This is a genomic window from Ensifer sp. ENS10, assembly GCF_014852025.1.
GTDB lineage: Bacteria > Pseudomonadota > Alphaproteobacteria > Rhizobiales > Rhizobiaceae > Ensifer.
The window spans coordinates 1047100-1061035 of record NZ_JACVAS010000002.1; the positions used below are offsets into that span (position 1 = coordinate 1047100).

The 13936-nt window shown below is 62.3% G+C and carries 13 protein-coding genes; 5 read left to right on the forward strand and 8 right to left on the reverse strand.

Annotated elements, in window-relative coordinates; all coding sequences use genetic code 11:
- Positions 1 to 368: 368 nt before the first annotated feature.
- Positions 369 to 956 carry an ATP-dependent Clp protease proteolytic subunit gene (locus IB265_RS12070; protein WP_057253064.1) on the reverse strand — a complete coding sequence of 196 codons (588 nt, stop codon included), beginning with the start codon at positions 954 to 956 and terminating at the stop codon, positions 369 to 371.
- A 238-nt stretch (positions 957 to 1194) separates the two neighbouring features.
- Here IB265_RS12070 and IB265_RS12075 point away from each other — a divergent pair, with 238 nt between their 5' ends.
- A complete protein-coding gene (locus tag IB265_RS12075; RefSeq protein ID WP_057254325.1) occupies positions 1195 to 1773 on the forward strand; it encodes a HupE/UreJ family protein in 579 nt (192 codons plus the stop codon).
- Positions 1774 to 1784: 11 nt separating this feature from the next.
- Positions 1785 to 2300 carry a chloramphenicol phosphotransferase CPT family protein gene (locus tag IB265_RS37735; protein WP_057253063.1) on the forward strand — a complete coding sequence of 172 codons (516 nt, stop codon included), beginning with the start codon at positions 1785 to 1787 and terminating at the stop codon, positions 2298 to 2300.
- Positions 2301 to 2320: 20 nt separating this feature from the next.
- Here IB265_RS37735 and queF read toward each other — a convergent pair whose 3' ends face one another.
- The 3 genes from queF to IB265_RS12095 all read right to left on the reverse strand — a co-directional run bounded on the left by queF (position 2321) and on the right by IB265_RS12095 (position 5554).
- The gene (queF, locus tag IB265_RS12085) at positions 2321 to 2785 is read right to left on the reverse strand and encodes a preQ(1) synthase (protein WP_057253061.1); all 465 of its coding nucleotides are present in this window, start codon (positions 2783 to 2785) and stop codon (positions 2321 to 2323) included.
- 151 nt (positions 2786 to 2936) lie between these two features.
- Positions 2937 to 3854, reverse strand: a complete 918-nt coding sequence (locus IB265_RS12090) for a cation diffusion facilitator family transporter (protein WP_057253059.1) — start codon at positions 3852 to 3854, stop codon at positions 2937 to 2939.
- Positions 3855 to 3979: 125 nt separating this feature from the next.
- Entirely contained in the window at positions 3980 to 5554 is a 1575-nt protein-coding gene (locus IB265_RS12095; RefSeq protein WP_192494798.1) for an MFS transporter, read from the reverse strand.
- A 177-nt stretch (positions 5555 to 5731) separates the two neighbouring features.
- On the opposite strand from IB265_RS12095, the gene IB265_RS12100 reads away from it, so the two are divergent.
- Positions 5732 to 6658, forward strand: coding sequence for a LysR substrate-binding domain-containing protein (locus IB265_RS12100; RefSeq protein ID WP_057253054.1), 927 nt, complete (start codon positions 5732 to 5734; stop codon positions 6656 to 6658).
- 97 nt (positions 6659 to 6755) lie between these two features.
- Here IB265_RS12100 and IB265_RS12105 read toward each other — a convergent pair whose 3' ends face one another.
- The 3 genes from IB265_RS12105 to IB265_RS12115 all read right to left on the reverse strand — a co-directional run bounded on the left by IB265_RS12105 (position 6756) and on the right by IB265_RS12115 (position 11331).
- A complete protein-coding gene (locus IB265_RS12105; RefSeq protein WP_057253052.1) occupies positions 6756 to 8945 on the reverse strand; it encodes an anthranilate synthase in 2190 nt (729 codons plus the stop codon).
- Positions 8946 to 9057: 112 nt separating this feature from the next.
- Positions 9058 to 9102, reverse strand: coding sequence for a trpE operon leader peptide TrpLE (trpLE, locus tag IB265_RS12110; protein ID WP_192494823.1), 45 nt, complete (start codon positions 9100 to 9102; stop codon positions 9058 to 9060).
- A 123-nt stretch (positions 9103 to 9225) separates the two neighbouring features.
- A complete protein-coding gene (locus IB265_RS12115; RefSeq protein ID WP_057253050.1) occupies positions 9226 to 11331 on the reverse strand; it encodes a TonB-dependent receptor domain-containing protein in 2106 nt (701 codons plus the stop codon).
- 399 nt (positions 11332 to 11730) lie between these two features.
- Here IB265_RS12115 and IB265_RS12120 point away from each other — a divergent pair, with 399 nt between their 5' ends.
- The gene (locus IB265_RS12120) at positions 11731 to 12651 is read left to right on the forward strand and encodes an extensin family protein (protein ID WP_057253048.1); all 921 of its coding nucleotides are present in this window, start codon (positions 11731 to 11733) and stop codon (positions 12649 to 12651) included.
- A 30-nt stretch (positions 12652 to 12681) separates the two neighbouring features.
- Here IB265_RS12120 and IB265_RS12125 read toward each other — a convergent pair whose 3' ends face one another.
- Positions 12682 to 13134, reverse strand: a complete 453-nt coding sequence (locus IB265_RS12125; protein WP_057254323.1) for a thioesterase domain-containing protein — start codon at positions 13132 to 13134, stop codon at positions 12682 to 12684.
- A 243-nt stretch (positions 13135 to 13377) separates the two neighbouring features.
- Here IB265_RS12125 and IB265_RS12130 point away from each other — a divergent pair, with 243 nt between their 5' ends.
- Positions 13378 to 13887, forward strand: coding sequence for a DUF1993 family protein (locus IB265_RS12130; protein ID WP_057253046.1), 510 nt, complete (start codon positions 13378 to 13380; stop codon positions 13885 to 13887).
- Positions 13888 to 13936 lie beyond the last annotated feature (49 nt).

Below are 13936 nucleotides of genomic sequence, written 5' to 3' on the forward strand. Positions count from 1 at the left end.
ATAACCGATCGGGGACCGGATTGCGATGGCAAATGCCGCGGCGGGCGCGCCTTTGTCCTAAAACTCTATGGGGGTCGAGGAGCATCCGCCGGCGTGGCTTTTCGGCCGCCGGGCGCTCCTCAGCGAACCCGGCAACCGCGAGTAAGGCCGAGAAGAAGAAGCGATGCGAAGGCGCGCGACGGCGCACGATTGTCATCGTGTCCGGCGGGGATCGAGGCGATCCGATATGCGTCAGCCTTGGTCATGGTCAAAGCCTATACACGGCTTGCCGAACCGGAGCAAGCGGCACAATGCGCGCAGGTCGCTGCAAAAGAAAAGGGCACCGCCGCGATGCCGGTGCCCTTCATATCCGTTCGGCTGAAGCGAACTCAGATGTCCGCAGCCGAGGTGATGATGCGCGACACGAGACCATAGCTCTTGGCCTCTTCAGCCGACAGCCAGTAATCGCGCTCGGTGTCCTTGGCGATCTTTTCGACCGTCTGGCCGGTCGCTTCGGAGAAGATCTTGTTGAGGCGCTCGTTCATCTTGATGATTTCGCGTGCCTGGATCTCGATGTCCGAAGCCATGCCGCGGGTGCCGCCCGACGGTTGGTGAAGCAGGAAGCGGGTGTTCGGCAGGCAAAGGCGACGCTCCTTGGGAACGCCGACATAAATCAGCGCGCCGGCGGATGCGACCCAGCCGGTGCCGATCGTCCAGACCTTCGGCTTCACGAACTTGATCATGTCGTGAATGCTGTCGCCGGATTCAACGTGGCCGCCCGGCGAACTGACGAAGAGACGGATGTCCTCATCGCTGGCCGACGCAAGCGCCACGAGCTGCGAGCACACTTTCTGCGCCAGTTCCTGGGTGATCGTGCCGTAGATGAAAATCGAACGCGACTTGAAAAGGTTCGCCTCCGTTTCCTTGCCGAGCGGCAATTCGGTCTTCTTGTCGTCCTCGTCGTCGTTGTCGTACATCCGTGTTTCTCCGGCGTCTCATGAAGTCTTCAGTCAAAGTCAGATAATGCGACTCGACGCCGAAGACAATGCAACAAACCGAAGCGGCGACAAAGCGGCAAGGCGCACTTCGCTTATGGTAAAAACACCTACCGCCAAATGCCGTATAGACAGGTGGACAAAGGCCAATAAAATCAACCGCGCCAAACATTCAGAACGGGGCCATCCTCCCAGGCCTCGCCGATCCATGGGGACACGCATGAACAGACGCATCCTGATTGCTGCCGCGGCGCTGATCGCTTCCGCCGCTCCGGCCTTCGCCCACCTCAACCCGGAAGAAAACGGCTCGTTTGCGGCCGGCTTCTCGCATCCGCTCTTCGGCCTCGACCATATCCTCGTCATGGTCGCCGTCGGCCTCTGGGCCGCCCAGATTGGCGGCCGGGCACTGTGGATCGTGCCGACGGCCTTCGTCTCCATGATGGCGGCGGGCTTCGCGCTCGCCATGGCCGGCGTCGGACTGCCCTTCGTCGAGCCGGCGATCTTGGCCTCTGTGGTCGCACTCGGCCTGCTCGTCGCCATGGCGGTGCGCCTCGACACCGCTGCATCGGCGGCCATCGTCGGCGTCTTTGCCCTCTTCCACGGCCACGCCCATGGCGGTGAGCTTGGCAGCGCCGGGGCACTCGCCTTCTCGGTCGGCTTCATTGGCGCGACCGCAGCGCTTCATGTAGCCGGCATCGGTCTCGGCATCGCCCTTCAGCGCCTTTCCGGCGGCAACGTGCTGGCGCGCATCCTCGGCGGGCTGACTGCAGTTGCGGGTGCAGCCCTGATCTTCGGCTGAGATCAGGAAACGTGCAGCACGGACGCATTATCTTTCTGAACGGCACGTCCAGTTCCGGAAAATCCACGCTGGCAAAGGCGCTCCGGGAAATCCTCCCGGAGCCCTTCTGCTACTATGCGTCAGATCAGCTTGCCGACGCCGGCTTTCGGGTGCTCAAGCGTGGCATGCACCATGGGATGCGCGGCGAACGCAACAGGTTCTTCGACGGATTTCACCGCTCGATTGCGGCTTTCGCCGGGGCCGGCAACGATCTGATCGTCGAGCATATCGTCGAGGAGAAAAGCTGGTCCGACGAGATCAGAAAACTGACAGCACATCTGGACGTCTTCTGGATCGGCGTTCATGCGCCTATCGAAGACCTTGAGCGTCGCGAGCGCGGCGATCGCACGATCGGTGAAGCCCGGTTTCACCTTAAGACGCATGCCCACTGCAACTACGACCTCGAAGTGGATACGCACGAACCAACCGATCAGGTTGCCGCGCGCATCGCTGATGCCTGGCGCCAACGCCGGGCTTTCAAGCCGTAGCGGAGACCCCGCTTTTTCCCTTACCCGCGACCGCGATAGGTCGGCACGCCCTGATCGGGCAGCCACAGGCCCTCCGGCGGCTTGCCGGTCTGCCAGAAGACGTCGATCGGGATACCGCCACGCGGGTACCAATAGGCGCCGATGCGGAGCCAGCGTGGCGAAAGCAGCGAGACCAGCCGCTGGGCGATCTCGATGGTGCAGTCCTCGTGAAAGGCGCCGTGGTTGCGGAAGGAGTGCAGGAACAGTTTCAGCGACTTCGATTCCACCAGCCACTCATCCGGCACATAGTCGATGACGATATGGGCGAAATCCGGCTGCCCGGTCATCGGGCAGAGCGAGGTGAACTCCGGCGCGGTGAAGCGCACCAGATAGTCCTTGCCCTTGTTGCCGCTCGGCACCCGCTCCAGCACCGCCTCTTCCGGGCTTTGCGGCAGGTCGACCTTCGCGCCCAATTGCGAGAGGCCAGATACGTCAGTCTTGCTCATTTGCCTGTTGCTCCGTGAGAACATCCGCGCGTGGGTTCGGTCGATACCGGCTTGCGCCCTCGCCGACCCGCCCCGTTTGCGGCCCTTAAATCAGAACTGCCTTAAGAAGGAAATCTTCTCGCAGTTCAAGCGATATCGGCCGTTTGTGTTTTCAATGGCGCGCTGACGTCGTCTTGACGCGCACGCCGTGCGCCTTCTCGCCCTCCGGCTCCACATGGATCGCTATCCTGGCGCCCGGATGCACCACACGGATCGCATCCTCGATCCGGTCGCAGATATCGTGCGCCTCGCCGACCGGCATCGCTTCCGGCACGACCATGTGGAAGTCCACAAAGATGGCCGGACCGGCCTGACGGGTCTTGAGATCGTGCACGCCGAGCGACCCCGCGGCATTGGCGGCGATCGCCTGCTTGATCGCCTCTTCCTCTTCCACCGAAACCGCCCGGTCCATCAATCCATCGATCGAACGCGAGATCACCATCCAGCCCTGGAAGAGGATGTTGCAGGCGACGACGACGGCGAGCAGGGGGTCGAGGATCGCGTAGCCGGTCGCGATGGCAAGCACGAGGCCGACGAGAACGCCGATCGAGGTGACGACATCCGACAGGATATGGTGACCATCGGCACTCAGCGCCGGCGAGCGATGGTTGCGGCCGGCTGTGATCAGCACATAGGCCCAGATGGCGTTGACGACACCCGCGGCGAAGTTGATCGCCAGGCCCAGAGCCGGCGCTTCCATCACCACCGGCGCCATGATCGCCGGCACCGCTTCCCAGACGATCAAAAGAGCTGCAACGACGATCAGCACGCCTTCGATGACGGCTGAAAAATACTCCGCCTTATGGTGGCCAAAGGGATGGCCGGCATCCGCCGGCTTGGAAGCATAACCGATCATCAGATAGGCGATCACTGCAGCGATCACGTTGACCGTGGATTCGAGACCATCGGACAAAAGGGCCACCGAGCCGGTGAGCCACCAGGCAAGAAGCTTCAGCCCCAGCACGGCCAGAGACAGCGGAATGCCCCAAAAGGCAAGCCGCAGGACGGTTCTGTTGTCGGACGCAGACATTTTTATCATTCCCTATGCAGATGCAAACGAGTTGCAAACGCAAGCCCATTGAAACGCAAAACCGCCCGCGCGAATTTCGCGCAGGCGGTCTATCGCTAAGCATATGAGCGATTGGGCCCCTCTTGTCAAAGCTTGGTTCGGCTGGCTCCGGTTTCTCCGCAGGCAATGACCTCGAGGGCCAACAGCTTGGCTTCGATTTCGTCGCCGTCGGCAACCTTGCTACCCCGGCCAATGAAGAAGAACACGACGGCTGCGGTCGCAACCGTGATGCCAGTCAGCAGCCAAAGCAAGGCACTGAACGCATCGCCATAGGCGTGGAGGAGAACGACGTGCGATGTCTGCGGTGCAAGCAGCGCTGCGTCCGTAAGGTTGCCAGTCACGACGCGCTGGGCCATTGCAGCGGCATTCGCGCCGGCCTCCGGCCCCAGGTTCGAAGCGGTGAGCGCGGAGAGAACTGCGCTCACGATCGCGAGCGCAACCCCCTCGCCTGCGACACGCGTGGTGCTGAAGATCCCCGTCGCCATGCCCGCGCGCTCCTTCGGCACGACGCTGACGGCAAGCCCGTCCATCAGCCCCCAAGGCAGGCTGATGCCAAGTCCTATCAGCAGCAGAGGTGCGAGCAGCACGGTCGGCTCGGAACCCACCGGAAACCGGCTTAGCCAGAAGAGCCCTGCCGCCGAGAACAGCAAGCCCGCTCCACAGATCGCTGCCGGCGTGAACCAGCGCGTCAACAGGCCTGCGGCAATTGGCAGGATCAGAAGCGGCGCAGACATCGCGATCATCATCTGGCCACCTGAGACCGCGCTCATGCCCTCGATACCGATGAAACGCACGGGAAGCAGGATGAGTAGGACGACGAAGCCATAGGCGGGAGCTGCCGCAAGCAATTGCACGCCGACGAAGCGTGGATAGCGAAAAAGCGTCAGATCGAGCATGGGCCGCGCGACCGACCGCTCGATCCGCCAGAAGGCCAGAAAGAAAAGTACGGAGGCCGCGAACATGGCGACCACGAGCGGGTGGCTCCAGCCGCTTTCCGGTGCCTGCAAAATGCCGAAGGTGAGCGCAGTCAGCGCCGCGGTGAAACTCGCAGCTCCCTTCCAGTCGAGGCCGGTGGCATCCGGATCCCACGTCTCCCGCATGAAAACCGCTCCGAGTGCCAGCGCCAGGCCAGCAAGAGCAACGACGAGCAGGAAGATCGCGGGCCACCCGAAGGCCTCGACCATCAGGCCCGAGGCGATTGGCCCGAAGGCGAGGCCGACGCCGAAGCTGGCGCCAACGAGGCTGAAGGCTCTCAGCCGCTCGTTTCCTTCGAACTCCTGGGCGAGCGAGGCCATGCCGCCGGAGAAGGCGGCGGCTGCCCCTATCCCTTGAAGCGCTCGCAACACGTCGAACCAGACGATATTGCCGGCGAATGCCAGAGCAGCAGAGAACAGCAGGAACGCGGCAAGACCGCCGAGGAAGACGCGCTTGCGACCGAAACTGTCGGCAACTGCGCCTGCCGCCATCAGCGAACTGCCGAAGGTCAGCATGAAGGCATTGGTGACCCAATTGAGCGCGATCGGATCGGCGCCGAGGCTGCGGCTGATCGCCGGCAACGCCACGGCTGGTCCCGTGAAGGTGAGCGGCATCGCGGCCGCCGCGCAGCAAACCGCGAGCAGCACGAACCGGCGTCCGCGCCCGTCTTTGAACTTTTCTCTCATATCGTCCATCCGTTGGAGCAAAGGAGATACCCACACAGACTTCCTGGAAACCTGCAGCTGGACGTCCGCCGCTTGGGCATCGATTGACGAATGCAGGATAGTTTCGCCATAATCGGCTGAGAATTGTGCCAAGAGGACAGGCATACCGGAACAGAACGCTCGAATAGGAAGTCAGCAATGGATCGCCTGAGTGGATTGACCGCCTTCGTGCGCACCGCCGATCTCGGCAGCTTCGTCGCCGCTGGGCGCGTGCTCGGCCTGTCCGCCTCCGCGGTCGGCAAGGCAGTCACTGCTCTCGAAAAGCAGCTCGGCGTGCGCCTGCTGCAGCGCTCGACCCGTAGTATCCGGCTGACCGAGGAGGGACGCCTCTTTCACGAGCGCTGCCGCCGCATCCTCGACGACCTCGACGATGCCGAAGCCTCATTGGCCGAGGCCGTGGCCGTTCCACGCGGTCGGTTGCGCGTCAGCGTGCCGATCGTCAGCTACCATTTGCTGCTGCCGGTGCTGCCGGAGTTCGTGCGGCGCCACCCCGAAATCGAGCTCGACCTCGACTTCAACGATCGCATCGTCGATCTGATCGACGAGGAAGTCGGCGTCGCCGTCCGCAGCGGCGTGCTGCCGGATTCCCGGCTGATGACCCGGGCGCTGCGACCGTTCCAGCTTCTGCTCTGCGCCGCCCCCGCCTATCTCGATCGGCACGGCACACCCGAATGCCCGCGTGACCTCGACGGGCACCATGCGATCCGCTTCCGTTTTCCCAACAGCCGGAAGCTGCAGGAATGGCCGATCGCCATGCCCTCAGACGGACCCGGACCGCAGATCAAGACCGTGCTCACCAGCAACAACATGGAGGCGCTCAGCGGCGCCGTCCTCAGCGGTCTCGGCATCGGCTGCCTGCCGGATTTCCTCGCGCGCCAGCCACTCAGTGACGGCCGGCTCCGCACGGTGCTCGACGCCTATCTCGACGCTCCCGGACAGTTTCACCTCCTCTGGCTGTCAAACCGCCATCTATCGCCAAAGGTGCGCGTGTTCGTCGATTTCCTGGGCGAGCGGCTTTTTGCCGATCGCTGCGAGCGCGCGCCAGCCATTCAGGCGACACGGTAGGAACAAAAAGGGCCACCTCCATGACGGAAGCGGCCCCTTGGTTCTTCAATATCGTCAAGATCTTCCCAACGTCAGCATCGCCCGAATGCGGGAATGCTCAGGCGGCCTTGATCTTGGCGCGCTTGGCAAGATGCGCCACGACGTTCTCGATCATCCGCATGCCGGCGTCGCCGCCAAGCGTCATGATCGATTCCGGGTGAAACTGCACTGCAGCCACCGGTTCCTTGGTGTGCTCGATACCCATGATCGTGCCGTCTTCGCTTTCAGCTGTAATCATGAAGTCGTTAGGCAAGCTCGACGGATCGGCGAAGATCGAGTGGTAGCGCCCGACGGTCACTTCCTTGCCGAGACCGGAGAAGACGATGCCCGGTTCCAGCACGCGGATGCGCGACGGCTTGCCGTGCATCGGGATCGCGAGTTGGCGCAGGTCCCCGCCATAGGCTTCGGCAAGCGCCTGCAGACCGAGGCAGACGCCGAAAATCGGCAGTTCGCGGGCCCGCGCCTTCTTGATCGTTGCCCTGCAGTCGAAATCTTTCGGATTGCCGGGTCCTGGCGAAAGCACGACGAGATCCGGCTTGACGCGATCGAAGATCTCTTCCGCGACCGGCGTGCGTACCGTCGTGACGGTTGCCCCAGTCTGGCGGAAATAGTTCGCGAGCGTATGAACGAAGCTGTCTTCGTGGTCGACGAGCAGGATGTTGACGCCGGCGCCGACCGCCGCAACGTCGCGGCTTGCCTTGCCGGCGTTGGCGGATTTCGCATCGCGAATGGCAGCGATCATGGCGGAGGCCTTCAGTTCGGTTTCGGCTTCTTCTTCTTCCGGGTTTGAATCGTAGAGCAGCGTCGCCCCTGCCCTGACCTCGGCGATGCCGTCCTTGATGCGGATCGTGCGCAGCGTCAGGCCCGTGTTCATGTCGCCGTTGAAGCCGACCATGCCGATCGCGCCACCATACCATGCACGCGGGCTCTTCTCATGGCTTTCGATAAAGCGCATGGCCCAAAGCTTCGGCGCACCGGTGACCGTCACCGCCCAGGCGTGACTGAGGAAGCCGTCGAAGGCATCCATATCGTCGCGCAGCCGCCCTTCGATATGGTCGACCGTGTGGATCAGGCGCGAATACATCTCGATCTGGCGGCGGCCGATGACCTTGACCGAGCCGGGCACGCAGACGCGGCTCTTGTCGTTGCGGTCGACGTCCGAGCACATGGTGAGCTCGGATTCGTCCTTCTTGGAATTCAAGAGCTTCAGTATCTGCTCGCTGTCGGCGATCGGGTCGTCGCCGCGCTTGATCGTACCCGAGATCGGGCAGGTCTCGATGCGGCGGCCGGAAACGCGAACGAACATTTCCGGCGAAGCGCCGACCAGATATTCCTGGTTTCCGAGATTGATGAAGAAGGAATAGGGCGACGGATTGATCGCCTTCAGCCGATTGGAGATTTCCGAAGGCTTGCTCTCGCAGCGCTCGAAGAACTTCTGGCCGGGCACCACTTCGAACAGATCGCCACGGCGGAAGCTCTCCTTCGCCTTGACGACGAGCTCGGCGTATTCGCCGGGGCGATGGTCGCCATGCGGCGGGATGCTGTCGACTGTCTGGAATGGTTCGCTCGCGATCTCGTCCGCCTTGCCTTCGGTCGTCTTGCCATCCTTGGCGAAATCGTAGCGGTCGATCCAGGCCTTGGCGGCATAGTGGTCGACGACGAGGATCTCGTCCGGCAGGAACAGCACCATGTCGCGCTGGTCGTCGGGACGCTTGAGCTTCAGGTCGATCGCGTCGAACTGGAAGGCGAGATCGTAGCCGAAGGCGCCATAAAGGCCGAGGCTCGCGTCCTCGGCCGAATGGAAGAGATTGGTGACGGCGCGCAGCACGCTGAACACCGTCGGCATCTTCGAGCGCTCTTCCTCGGTGAAGACGCGGTCAGGCTGATTGATCGTCAGATCGAGGCGGCGGCTGGTCGAGGCGCCGAGGGTGATGTCCGCGACTGTCTTCAGGTGCTCGGCGATGATCGACAGCAGCACTTCGCCACGGTCGTTATAGGCTTCGATCCAGAGCGCGCGGCCGAACGAGGAAATGCCGAGCGGCGGATCGACGACGGCCGTGTCCCAACGGGTGTAGCGGCCGGGATATTCATAGTTGGAGGAAAACACCGCGCCGCGGCGTTCATCGAGCTTGTCCACATAGCTCGCGATCGCCTGCGTATAGGAGGCTTCGCGTCGCCTGCGCGTCACCACGATGCCGCCTTTGGCGGTGTAGCTCTCCGCTCCGCCCTCGAGAATTACCGTTGCCATTCGCCTCGCTCCGTAAAAGCCCGGTCCTTGAGCGGCCCAAACATGAAAAAAGCCGCCTCGAAATCTCCGGGCGGCTTCATCTCTCAATCACGCATGACTGGTCAAGGCCGCTTCAGCGAGCCCACCACCAGGTCGAAATGTTGCGTGCATTTTCCATGGGCGAAAGTGTTAGCGTGGGTTGATGCCTTGCGCAAGCGGGAAAGCCGCGCCGGATATCACGGATCGATCAAAAAAAGAGGCGGCTCTTGCGAGCCGCCCGACTGGAGTTGATCTGATCCTATCAGAACTTCGCCTTCGCCGTAACCAGGAAGGTGCGGCCGCGGCCCGTATCGATCGTGCTGCCTGCAATCGTGCTCGACGACGGCGTGTAGGTCTTGTCGAACAGGTTCGTCACCGTCGCCGTCACCTCGAAGCCGTTCTCGAACTTGTAGTTCGCGAAGAGGTCGACGAGGCCATAGCCCGGAACGTTCGGCGGCGTGCGGTTGATCTCGCCGACGAATGCGTTCGACACCGCATAGAGCCGCGTGCCGACCGTCAGGCGCTGGTCTTCGAGGAAGCGCGCACCGAGCGTTGCGCTGATGATGTTATCAGGCAGGTAGCTCTGGACACCGAACCCGTTCACCTGGGAAGGCAAATTGCTGTCGGTGTAGGTGTAGGCGAGATCACCGAAGACATAGCCGGCATCGTAGGCCGCCTGGAGTTCGAAGCCCTGCACCGTCGAGGTGCCGGGATTGTTGACGAAGAAGATCTGGCGACCACCACCCAGCAGCGCTGCGGTGATGTAGTTGTCGATGCGGTTGTGGAAGTAGTTCGCCTTCACACGCAGGCTGTCGCTGGGATCGAGCAGCCCGTCGAAGGTGAAGTTCGCGCCGATTTCCCAGCCCTTCGAGATTTCAGGCTCGAGGAACGGATTGGGGAAGAACGACTGGCCGGTCGTACCCGGGTGCGTGCCGCCGGCGAAGGTCTCGTTGACGGTCGGCGAACGCGAGGTCTCGGCGTAGGTCACGTAGGGCTGGAACCAGTCCGTCGGGTTGAGCGCGACCGTGACGCTCGGATTGAGACGGCCGTCGGACTTGTCGACCGTGTAGGGACCCGCCGGCAGGCCGATCGGGTTGCCTCGCACCACGGCGCCGGAACCATCGAGGCTGAAGTGATCCCACCGCAGGCCGGCCGTCAGATCGACGATACCATAGGTGAAGGTCGTGTTGCTGAAGACGCCGGTCGTGGCATTGGTGCCGCTGCCGTTGACGCCGCCAGACGGGCGCGCCGTGCTGTTGATGACGTCATAGTCGTCGCGGAAATATTCGACGCCGTAGTTCGCCCGGACGGCAACCTCACCGAGATCGAACAGCGAGGTGTTCGAGATATCGAAGCCCTTGCCCGTGTCGGTGATGCGGCGACCGGCCGCCGTGCCGCCACCGCGAACATCGGTGTCGTACTTCATCTTCAGCCGGTTCCAATAGGCATTGGCCCGGAAATCGATGAGTTCGTTGTCCGGCGTGTAGGAATAGCTGGCCGAAACGGTCTGGTTCTTCACGTTCTGGAAGTAGGAGTTCGCGAAGAAGTCGTTGTCATAGGTGATGCCGGTGAGCTTGAAGGTGTGGTCCTGATCCGGAGTCACCTCGAACTTCAACAGGCCGGAAAGCAGGTCTTCCTCGGTGTAAGGCACCGTTACGCCGTTGCCGTTGTCGTAGTTGCCGGGATCAGCCTTGCTGATGCCGCCGAGCACCGAGAAGACGTCGTTGAAACGATAGGCACCGATCAAAGATTCCGACCAGCCGGCCTCGTTGCTGCCGTAGGTGGCAGAAGCGATGCCGCCGTAGTTCTTGCCGTCCTGGATCAGGTCTTCGACGTCGTAGGTCTTGAAGTTGACCGAACCGGCCAAAGCACCGCCGCCGACACCGGTGACGGCACCGCGGGTGACGTCGATCTCGGAAAGGAATGCCGGATCGAAATAGGCAAGGCCCTGGGCTTCATGGCCGGTGAAGCGGAAGTTCTGGCGCACACCGTCGATCATCATGTTGACGCGGCCGGAACCCTCGAAGCCACGGATGTTGACGGCGACGCCCGGGTTCTGCGGGTTGTTGGCGGTTGACGTGCCGGGAACGCCGCGCAGCAGGTCGTCGGTCTCGAGACCGGATTGCAGGTCGATCTGGTCGGACGTGACGACACTGACCGGGCCGGCCTTCGCATAGGGGTCAGCGGTGCGTGAGCCCTTGGCAACGATCGGCGACAGGTAGGTTTCGCCCTTCTTGGTCTCCTCGGCCTTTTTCTCTTCCGGCTTTGCCTGGTTTGTCGAACTCTGGGCGAATGCGACGGTAGCGACTGAAATTGCAAGAGTTGTCGTGCAAGCCAACAGGGCCTGGCGACGATGCCGGGTGAGCATGGACCAATCCTTTGAGGTTCGAGGCCGGGCTTGCTGTTGAGCGGCAAACTCAAGGGGCTGGCTGGGCGCGTTCTGGGCGTTGCGACATGTCGTCGCCTCATTTATGCCGCATAAAAAACATGAGTATAATTGTCAACATACAAAGATACTCCCCACAATTTGTGGGGTCGTGCCAATTCGAGGCGTTGCCGAACTGCAACGCTTTTGCCGGAGAGTTGGAGCGGACGAGGAAAAGTGCATGCGGCCTTCCGCCCGCATCCCGCTCTAATTTATTGGAATCGGTCACGTTTATGATTTGGTCGATTCCAACCAAAACATCGCGATCTCATGAAACCAGATCCGGTTCTGCGCGTTCCCTCCGCTCAAAGCCCGCCGCGCGGGCAGTGAGAAAGGTACTGGATGCGTCGCTCTTTCCCCTTGATCCTGCTGTCACTCCTGATCCTGACGGGCGCCAGCCTGCCGAAACACGGCCCCATCCCGATAGAAAAGCCGCCGACGGATGCAGGAGCGGAAGAGGCTGTTCCCACACCCGACAAGAAGCCGGCGGCACCGGCGGACGACGGCAAGGGCGCGACGGAGAAAGGGCCGACGGCAGCCAACGGCGAACAGCCCGTTCCGCAGCCGAAGCAGGCGGATGGAGACGAGCAATCGACAAAGGACAAGAAGCTGCCGGCGGACGAAAAGGACCAGCGCGCCGACGAGAAGAAGGATGCCGAGCCCGCACCGGCGCCAATCGTCTATCCACCGGTCGAGACGGAGAATGCTGCCGAATATGCCAAGTGCCTCGCCGACCTGAAAGCGGTTGGCGCGACGTTTGTCGAAGCCAAGCGCATCGACGACGGCAAGGGCTGCGGCATCGACAAGCCACTGGAGGTCACCAGCATTCTGCCCGACGTTACGCTCGCGCCGAAGGGAGTGATGCGGTGCGAAACGGCGCTGGCGCTGGCACGCTGGACAAAGGAAGCGGCCCAGCCGGCTGCCGAGGTCGCCTTCGACAAGAACATCAAGATCAAGGCGCTGAACCAGGCGTCGACCTATATCTGCCGCCTGCGCAACAATGCAACGTCAGGCAAGATCTCCGAACATGCCCACGGCAACGCCGTCGACATCGCGTCCTTCCGCTTGAGCGACGGAACGACGATCGCCATCCAACCGCGCGACGAGGATGGCACGATGGACGGCGCCTTCCAGCGCGCGGTCACCGCCTCGGCCTGTCTGTATTTCAAGACTGTGCTCGATCCCGGCAGCGACGCCGCCCACGAAACCCACCTGCATCTCGACGTGATCGATCGGCGCAACGACTATCGCTATTGCCGCTAGGCGGGGATCACCTGGCCCGGTCGCCGCAACTCAGTCATTGCCATAGCCGAGGGCGACAAACTCGCCCTCGAAACGCCCGGCCACCTCTCCACCGTCAAGCAGGTCGGCAACGACCACGGCCCGCGCCCTGCCCCGCCGTTCGAGCAATCGCAGAAAGCTCGGCCATTGCCCGGCATTCGCTAGCGACGAGCGAGCCGAAAAGGCACCGGCCACCGGCTTTAGATAGTCCATGCGGTTGCTCTGGATCACCAGGCGCGCAGCCACGCCGCTTTTGCGCAACCGCACATGCAGGAGCGACCAAGCCGACAGGATCGATAGCGCCGAGGCGCTGCCGCCGAACACCGTCTCGCGGTGATTGATGTTGGGTGCCAGGGGCGCCGAGAGCAGGATATGGTCTTCCGCTACGTCCTCCACCTGAACCTGCATCGCCGCCGAAAGCGGGATATGGGCGTGAAGATAGGTCTGCAAATCCTGGGGCGTCATGGCGGTGTCCATTGTGTCTGCTACAGCGGCGTACGCCTTGCGTGTCGCGCAAAGGTCGCCTCCGATCAATGCACGAGACCCCATGTCCTGGCCAGAGCCGCAGGCCCAAGTTCAGTCGCCTCCCGCCAGCCTCGTAACCATAAAGATACCGGTCGGCGCGCCTTGCAGGACGGCACCCCGGCTCCCAAATACAGGCATGAGGAAAATCCACCCGTTTTGCGCCCAGTCTCAAGGAAATGTGTCATGGCATTGACGATCTACCAGCTCTCCATTCCCGCATTCATTCGCGGCCTTGGTGTGCTCACCAAACTGCTCGACAAGGCCGAGGCTTATGCGCGCGACAACGGCATCTCCCCCGATGATCTCGTCAATGCCCGGCTGGCGCCGGACATGCTGACGCTTGCCGGCCAGGTGCAGCGTGTGAGCGACACGAGCAAGGGTCTGGTCGGCCGCCTGACTTCGATCGAGGTTCCCCGTTTTCCGGACGAGGAAAAGACCCTGGACGAACTGCGTCAGCGCATCGCCAATACGGTTGCTTTTCTTGAAACTGTGCGCCCCGTCGACCTGGAAGATAGCGGCAGCCGTGAGGTCGTCCTCAACTTCCCGACCCTGAAAGTGACGCTCACGGGCGAAGAGTATCTGTTGAGATTCGTTCTGCCAAACTTCTATTTCCACCTGACGACGGCCTACGACATCCTGCGCCACAAGGGCGCCTCGATCGGCAAGGCCGACTTCCTCAGCCTCACTGCCTAACGTCCGTTCCGGAAGCCAAGACAAGGCAAATGCAAAACACGACAACGCC